The sequence below is a fragment of the Vannielia litorea genome (assembly GCF_018424695.1).
GTDB lineage: Bacteria > Pseudomonadota > Alphaproteobacteria > Rhodobacterales > Rhodobacteraceae > Vannielia > Vannielia litorea_A.
The window spans coordinates 1-6,388 of record NZ_QTNQ01000135.1 but is presented as its reverse complement, the minus strand read 5'-3'; the positions used below and the strand labels follow the sequence as shown (position 1 = coordinate 6,388).

Here is a 6,388-nt window from a genome sequence, read left to right as displayed (position 1 = left end):
GGGCCGGGCGGGGTGACGCGGCTGGCGGCGACGCCGTTCATCGGCACGCGCAACCGCTGGCTGGCACCGGTGGCCGCCGCTGATCTGGATGGCGACGGCGCGATTGAGGTGGCTTTCGTGGACCGGCCACACTTGGCGCGGGTGCTGCGGGTGTGGCGTTGGGGGAACGGGCAACTGGTTGAAGTCGCATCGCTTTCCGGTGTCACCAACCATCGTTTTGGCGAGAATTTTATCTCCGGCGGGCTGCGCAGCTGCCGGGGCGGGCCGGAGCTGGTGCTGGCCGATCCGGACTGGTCGGTGATGATTGGCGTGAAGCTGGACAGCGGGCAGCTCAGGGCGCGGGAGATCGGCCCGATCGAGGGGCCGGAAAGCTTTGGGATAGAGCGCACCTGCCGTTAAGAACCGGGCCGATTGGGCGGCTTGCGGCATATGATACCACCAGCACAAGTGATACACTGGGCATGCACATCCTATGCATACGCGATTTGCGCACAGCAGGGGCGCATAGTGCCGTTATATGTGCGGGGCGTTGGGGTAACGGACGGGCAAGGGGCAGCTCTTCGGCGCCTTCGGCGGCTCATCGCAGCTGCGAAGAGGGCCCGGAGGGGGCGATGAGCTGCCCCAGGGTGGGGCGGCACAAGTCCCGCTCTACAGCGCGCGCCAGCCGATGTCTTTGCGGTAGAAGCCTTCGGGCCAGTCGACGGCTTCTGCCAGCGCATAGGCCCGGTCGCGGGCCTCTTGCAGCGTGTCTCCGCGGGCGGTGGCGTTGAGCACCCGCCCGCCGGTGGCGGTGATTGCCCCGCCCGACGCGGTGGTGCCGGCGTGGAAAACCATCTGGGTGGAGGTCTCGGGCAGCCCGTCGAGCCCGCCGATGACGCTGCCCTTGGCGTAGCTGCCGGGGTAGCCCTCGGTCGCGAGCACCACCGTCATCGCGTGATCGTCGGCCCAGTTCACCTGCGCTTCGGAGAGCCGCCCTTCGGCGGTGGCCAGCAGCAGGTCGAGCACCTGTGCGCCAAGCCGCATCATCAGCACCTGGCACTCCGGGTCGCCGAAGCGGGCGTTGTATTCCACAAGGGCGGGTTCGCCCTCTTCGATCATCAGGCCGACGTAGAGCACACCCTGGTAGGGGGTGCCACGCTTGGCCATCTCGGCGACGGTGGGCTTGACGATTTCATCCATCACCTTGGCCATGACCGCGTCGTCAAGGATCGGGGCGGGGGAGTAGGCGCCCATGCCGCCGGTGTTGGGGCCTTGGTCGCCCTCGCCGACGCGCTTGTGATCCTGCGCGGTGCCGACGGGCAGCACGTTTTCACCGTCGCACAGCACGAAGAGGCTGGCCTCTTCGCCGGTCATGAAATCTTCGATCACCACTTCGGCCCCGGCCTCGCCGAAGGCGCCTGCGAAAATGTCGTCGATTGCGGCGAGCGCGGTGGGTTCGTCCATCGCCACGACAACGCCCTTGCCCGCCGCCAGACCGTCGGCCTTGATGACGCGGGGCGCCCCCACGGCCTCGATATACTCGCGCGCCGGGGCGGCAGCGGTAAAGGAGCACCAGCCTGCGGTGGGAATCAGGGCGGCGTCGCAGACCTGCTTGGTGAACTTCTTGGAGGCTTCAAGCTGGGCGGCCTCGGCGGAGGGGCCGAAGGTGAGGATGCCCGCCTCGCGCAGCCGGTCGGCCACGCCAGCGGCCAGCGGGGCCTCGGGCCCGATGACCACGAAATCCACCGTGTTCTCGTGGCAGAACTCGGCAACGGCGTTGCCATCTTCGATATCCAGCGCGGCGGTTTCGCACATCTCCTCGATGCCCGCGTTGCCCGGCGCGACGATGAGCCGGTCGCATTTGGGGTTCTGCTGGATCGCCCAGGCCAAGCTGTGCTCGCGCCCGCCGCTTCCGAGGATGAGGATGTTCATAGGCTGCGCTCCGCCCCTTCGTGTGCCGTGTTGGCGCGGTTCTAGAGAGGCGGGGCGGGGGTGACAATGGCCCAGTGGTCAGCCGCCTGCGCTGCGCGCCCCGACCCAGGCCTCGGCATCGGCGAGGAGGCGCTCGGGCAGCTCGGCTTCCAGCGTGGCGGAGAGGTCGGCGAGGCTCTGGCTGCGCAGCACCGCTCGCCAGGCTTCATCGGCCTGCCACATCACCCGCGCCACCTGGCAAGGGCCGGAGATTTGCTCATCGGCCCGCAAGCAGGGTGCGTTGCGGCGGATCTCGGTGCAGGCGAAGCTGCGGGCGCGGCCCTCGATGGCCTCGGTGATCTCCAGAAAGCTGATCTCTGCCGCCGGGCGGGCGAGGCGGTAGCCGCCCGAGGGGCCCAGCGTGCCCTCGATCAGCCCGGCCTGCGCGAGGCTTTGCAACGCCTTGGAGAGGTAGGGTTTGGGCACGCCGTGGAACTCGGCCAGCGCCTTGGTTGACAGGCGCTGGCCGGGGGGCAGCCCGGCGAGGATGGAGCAGCAGTGCAGCGCCCATTCGACCTGATTGCGCAGCTGCATCAGGAGAGCCCGGCCTTGTCGAGACCGAAGAGCGCATCGGAGCTGCCCGGAACGGGCGTGGAGGCGACGGAGAGCCGGTTCCAGCCGTTGATGGCGACCACGGCGAAGGTGAGATCCGTCAGCAGATCCTCGCCCAGAATGTCGAGCAGGCGGTCGTAGGTTTCGGGCGCAACCCCCTTGCCGTCGAGCGCGGTGAGCGCCTCTGTCCACTCCAGCGCGGCGCGTTCGCGGGCGTCGAAGAGCTGCGACTCGCGCCATGTGGCCACGTGGTGCAGCCGCAGTTCGCGCTCCCCGGCGAGGCGGGCGGCCTTGACGTGCATGTCGGCGCAGAAGGCGCAGCCGTTCATCTGCGAGGCGCGCAGGTTGATCAGCTCGTGCAGGATCGGGTCGAGCCGGTTGCCGGAGAGGCTTTGGTGGAAGGCGAGGAAGGCGCGTGTCGCGCCGGGGGCGTTGGCGGCGTAGTCGAATCGGCGGGTCATGGGGAGCCTTTTTGCAAATTGAGGATATTTGATATCATTAAAGATATTGAATGTCCGCAATAAGTCAATCCCGCTCTTTCGCCGCCCGCCGGGTTGCGGCATTGTCGCACCATGGACCTGATCGACGACCCCACCCCCGGCGGAAATGCCCCCGAGTTCACCGTTTCCGAGCTGTCCGGCGCGGTGAAGCGCGTGGTGGAGGGCGAGTTTGGCTATGTGCGGGTGAAGGGCGAGGTGGGGCGCGTGGTGCGGGCGCGCTCGGGGCATTTGTATTTCGACCTGAAGGACGACCGGAGCGTGCTGGCCTGCACCACGTGGAAGGGGCAGGTGGCCGGCCTCAGCGTGATCCCCGAGGAAGGGATGGAGGTGGTGGCCTATGGCAAGCTGACCACCTTTGCCAGCCAGTCGAAGTATCAGATGAACGCCACCGAGGTTGCCGTGGCCGGTGTGGGCGCGCTGATGGCGATGCTGGAGAAGCGCAGGACGGCGCTGGCCGCCGAGGGGCTTTTTGCGCCCGAGCGCAAGCGGGCGTTGCCGTTCTTGCCGGAGATCATCGGCGTGGTGACATCGCCACAGGGTGCCGTGATCCGCGATATCCTGCACCGGCTGCGAGACAGGTTTCCGCGCAAGGTGCTGGTGTGGCCGGTGGCCGTGCAGGGCAAGGCCTGCGCGCCGGATGTGGCCCGCGCGATTGCCGGGTTCAACGCGATGACGCCGGGCGGGGCGCTGCCACGCCCTGATCTGATCATCGTGGCGCGGGGCGGGGGCTCGATCGAAGATCTCTGGGGGTTCAACGAGGAAGAGGTGGTGCGCGCCGCTGCCGCCTCGGAGATTCCGCTGATTTCGGCGGTGGGGCATGAAACGGATACCACGCTGATCGACCATGCCGCCGACCGGCGCGCGCCCACGCCGACCGCCGCCGCCGAGATGGCGGTGCCGGTGCGGCTGGAGCTGATGGCGGCGGTGGATGGATTGGGGGGGCGGCTGCGCCGGGCGGTTTCGGAAAGCGTGCGCGGGCGGCGGCAGCGGCTGACCGACCTGGGACGTGCGCTGCCGAGACCCGAGGTGGTGCTTGGTGGGGCGCAGCAGCGGCTGGATCAATGGGCCGAGCGCTTGCCTGCCGCGCTGCGCACGGCGGTGCTGAAGAAACGCGGCGCGCTGGGTGAGGCCTCGGCCGGGCTGCGGCCCGGCGCGGTGCGCGCCGGGATTGCCCAGCGGCGGGAGCGGGCCGAGCGGCTGGGCGCGCGGCTGGGGCCGGAACTTGCGCGCGGCGCGGCGCGGGCGCGTGAGCGGCTGGCGGCGCGCGCCGAGCGCCTGCGCCCGGCGCTGGTGACGGAGCGCACGGCGCGGGCTGGCGAACGGGTGGCCAGTCTGGCCGCCCGGCTGGAGGCCGCCCAGAGCGGGCAGGGCGAGGCGCGGGCACGCAAGCTGGAAAGCCTGTCACGCCTGCTGGGCTCGCTCGGCTACGAAGAGACGCTGAAGCGCGGCTTTGCGGTGGTGCGCGAGGGCGACGAGGTGGTGACCAGCGCCGCGCGGGCGAAGGCGGCTGTGGGGCCGCTGGAGATTCAGTTTGCCGACGGGCGCATGGTGCCTGGCGGCGGGGCGGTGAAGAAGAAGGCCAGCCCCAAGGCGCCGCCGCCGGAGCAGGGGGACTTGTTCTAGCGGGCAGGTCTGGTTTCGATCCGAGAAGGCGGGTTCCGAATTGGGGTGCTCTGCAACGGCACTCCGGCGCAAGGCCGCCAGCCTGCGCGCCAACCTGTTCATTTTCTTGCTTTAAATATCTCCGGGGGTGCGGGGGCAGCGCCCCCGCTCCGCCCGCGCCATCAGGCCAGACGCGGGTGATGGATCACGCTGTCAGACGCCCACATCCGGGCCGAGGCAGAGCATGGGCTCGTCGGCGTCGGTCACCTCGTAGAGCTCTGTGCCTGCGGGGTCGTCCTCGAACAGGGCGCGCATGCCGCCGGGCTCTTCCCAGAAGGTCCAGCATTGCGGTGCGCCGGGCTGGTCTTCGTAGAGAAAGCAGATGAACCGGCCCTGCTCGTACCAGGTGCCCTCCTTGCATTGCCCGTCGAGAAACGACCAGCGGACGCGGTTACCGGGGAGGTATTCTTCCACCCCGTAGGCTTGGCCGTGGTTGTTGTAATAGAGGGTCCGGCCCTGGGTGTAGGCATCGAACTCGGCGCCGGACATCGGCTCTGCGGCCTGCGCGGGCAGGGCCATGACGAAGGCCGCCGTGGCGGCGAGGGTGGAGAGGATCGGGCGCATGTGGGCTCCGGGTTGCCTGCTGTTTTGCGGCAGTCTGGCAGATGGGCGGCGATGGGGGAAGGGCGGCACGGCTCACGCCCGCGCGAGGCGGCTCAGGCGGCGGCGGCGCGCAGGCGGGCGACGCGCGGGTTCATCACCCGGCGCCATGTGCGGGGCAGCAGCGCCAGCGTGGCCATGGCAGGCAGCGGCGCGGGCAGCATCGGCGCGCCGGAGGGCAGGGTGAGCGCGGGGTAGCGCGTGCCGGGGTGCGCGTGATGGTCGGAGTGGCGCGGCGCGTGGAGCATCATCAGCGAGGAGAAGACGTGGGGCGCGTTCCAGCTGTGGGCATCGCTCACCGGCTCGTAGCGCCCGTCCGCGCGGCGGCTGCGGGTGAGGCCATAGTGCTGGACGTAATCCGACATCAGCAGTTGCGCGGTGGCATAGGCGGCGAGACCTAGGTGCGCGGCGAGGCCGGCGGGGCCGAAGGCGAGGGCGGTGAGGGCAAGCAGGGCGGCGGCGCCTGCGATGTATTCGATGTAGGGGGTTCGCCAGCGCGGTCTTCCGCCGCGCGCCAGCATCTCGCGCTCAGCCGCCAGCCCGGCGCGAAAGCTGCCGACCCAGGCCCGGGCGGCGAAACGGTAGTAGCTTTCGTTCAGGCGGGCGGAGTTTGGATCGTCGGGCGTAGCGACGAAGCGGTGGTGCACCTTGGGGTGGGCCGAGGCGTGGTGGCCGAAGAGCAGCGAGATATAGACCCAGCGGCCGAGCGCACGGAGCGGGCGGGCGGAGCGGTGGATCAGCTCGTGAGCGTTCGAGTTGGAGACCTGGCCGAAGAAGAGGCCGAAGGCGAAGAAGGCAAGCACCCGCTCCCAGGGCGCGAGGCCGGTGGTGCCGGAAATGGCGGCGATGCCGAGGGCGAGCAGGGCGAAGTGTGCGAGGGCAAGCGTGGCCGAGAGCGTGTCGGCCCAGCCGCCGGGCTGTGTGCTGGGCGTGGGCCGCGCGCCGAGGCGGCGCAGAAGCTGATCGATCAGCGCGGAGAAGAGCGTGAGGTAGAGCAGCGCCGCCAGAAGCCAGCCGCCGCCCAGCGTGCCGCCTGCGGAGAGCAGGGCAGCCGGGGTGAGGGTGGCGGCAAAGAAGAGGGTGGCGGGGGGCATGGTGAACTCCGGTTGGAGCGGGAGGATAGG

General features: G+C 69.7%; 6 protein-coding genes and 1 pseudogene. 2 read left to right on the top strand and 5 right to left on the bottom strand.

Annotation, left to right across the window (positions count from 1 at the left end):
• A pseudogene (locus tag DYI42_RS22800) lies at positions 1-399 on the top strand (VCBS repeat-containing protein); the annotation flags it as partial.
• A 249-nt stretch (positions 400-648) separates the two neighbouring features.
• Here DYI42_RS22800 and purD read toward each other — a convergent pair.
• From purD to DYI42_RS22785, 3 genes are all read right to left on the bottom strand, one after another.
• Positions 649-1,911: a phosphoribosylamine--glycine ligase gene (gene purD / locus DYI42_RS22795; protein WP_213549267.1), complete on the bottom strand. Its 1,263-nt coding sequence runs from the start codon at positions 1,909-1,911 to the stop codon at positions 649-651.
• Positions 1,912-1,989: 78 nt separating this feature from the next.
• On the bottom strand, positions 1,990-2,484 hold the full coding sequence (locus DYI42_RS22790; protein ID WP_213549265.1) for an RrF2 family transcriptional regulator: 495 nt from the start codon (positions 2,482-2,484) through the stop codon (positions 1,990-1,992).
• Entirely contained in the window at positions 2,484-2,963 is a 480-nt protein-coding gene (locus tag DYI42_RS22785) for a carboxymuconolactone decarboxylase family protein (RefSeq protein WP_213549263.1), read from the bottom strand. The genes DYI42_RS22790 and DYI42_RS22785 overlap by 1 nt, the downstream gene beginning before the upstream one ends.
• 111 nt (positions 2,964-3,074) lie before the next feature.
• On the opposite strand from DYI42_RS22785, the gene xseA reads away from it, so the two are divergent.
• Complete coding sequence (gene xseA / locus DYI42_RS22780; RefSeq protein ID WP_213549261.1) at positions 3,075-4,625, top strand: exodeoxyribonuclease VII large subunit; 1,551 nt, start codon at positions 3,075-3,077, stop codon at positions 4,623-4,625.
• A 192-nt stretch (positions 4,626-4,817) separates the two neighbouring features.
• Here the strand turns inward: xseA and DYI42_RS22775 are convergent, their stop codons facing one another.
• Positions 4,818-5,228, bottom strand: a complete 411-nt coding sequence (locus DYI42_RS22775; protein WP_244868105.1) for a hypothetical protein — start codon at positions 5,226-5,228, stop codon at positions 4,818-4,820.
• 92 nt (positions 5,229-5,320) lie between these two features.
• Positions 5,321-6,358, bottom strand: coding sequence for an alkane 1-monooxygenase (locus tag DYI42_RS22770; RefSeq protein ID WP_213549269.1), 1,038 nt, complete (start codon positions 6,356-6,358; stop codon positions 5,321-5,323).
• Positions 6,359-6,388 lie beyond the last annotated feature (30 nt).

What these genes read in the sequence shown, in the direction of transcription:
- purD (WP_213549267.1), bottom strand. Translation starts at nt 1,911, where the DNA reads ATGAACATCCTCATCCTCGGAAGCGGCGGGCGCGAGCACAGCTTGGCC.
- DYI42_RS22790 (WP_213549265.1), bottom strand. Translation starts at nt 2,484, where the DNA reads ATGCAGCTGCGCAATCAGGTCGAATGGGCGCTGCACTGCTGCTCCATC.
- DYI42_RS22785 (WP_213549263.1), bottom strand. Translation starts at nt 2,963, where the DNA reads ATGACCCGCCGATTCGACTACGCCGCCAACGCCCCCGGCGCGACACGC.
- xseA (WP_213549261.1), top strand. Translation starts at nt 3,075, where the DNA reads ATGGACCTGATCGACGACCCCACCCCCGGCGGAAATGCCCCCGAGTTC.
- DYI42_RS22775 (WP_244868105.1), bottom strand. Translation starts at nt 5,228, where the DNA reads ATGCGCCCGATCCTCTCCACCCTCGCCGCCACGGCGGCCTTCGTCATG.
- DYI42_RS22770 (WP_213549269.1), bottom strand. Translation starts at nt 6,358, where the DNA reads ATGCCCCCCGCCACCCTCTTCTTTGCCGCCACCCTCACCCCGGCTGCC.